This is a genomic window from Streptomyces pseudogriseolus, from assembly GCA_002154585.1.
Lineage (GTDB): Bacteria > Actinomycetota > Actinomycetes > Streptomycetales > Streptomycetaceae > Streptomyces > Streptomyces pseudogriseolus.
In genome coordinates this window covers 1-245 of the sequence record MUNG01000372.1, presented here as the reverse complement: position 1 = coordinate 245, position 245 = coordinate 1, and the positions used below count along the sequence as shown (strand labels likewise).

At 80.0% G+C, this 245-nt stretch carries 1 pseudogene; it reads left to right on the top strand.

The features are described from left to right. Positions 1-28 precede the first annotated feature (28 nt). Positions 29-245, top strand: a pseudogene (locus CCN29_RS27830) (hypothetical protein); the annotation flags it as partial.

Sequence of the window (245 nt, the reverse complement as noted above, 5' to 3'; positions counted from 1 at the left end):
CGAGCAGGTCCAGGTGCCGGGAGCCGTGATGGCGGACGGGCAGGACGCCGCCCAGGCCGTCGCCGCCGAGGCGGCCGACGCCGCCGGGCCGCAGGCGCCCGCTGACGAGACGGCCGGTACGCCGGAGGCCTCCGTCCACGCCGATGCCATTGCCGACGTGCCGCAGGACGTCCCGGTCGCCGAGGCCGTCGCGCCCGAGGCCGTACCCGTGCCCGAGGCTCCCGAGGCGCCGGAAGCCGCGCCGG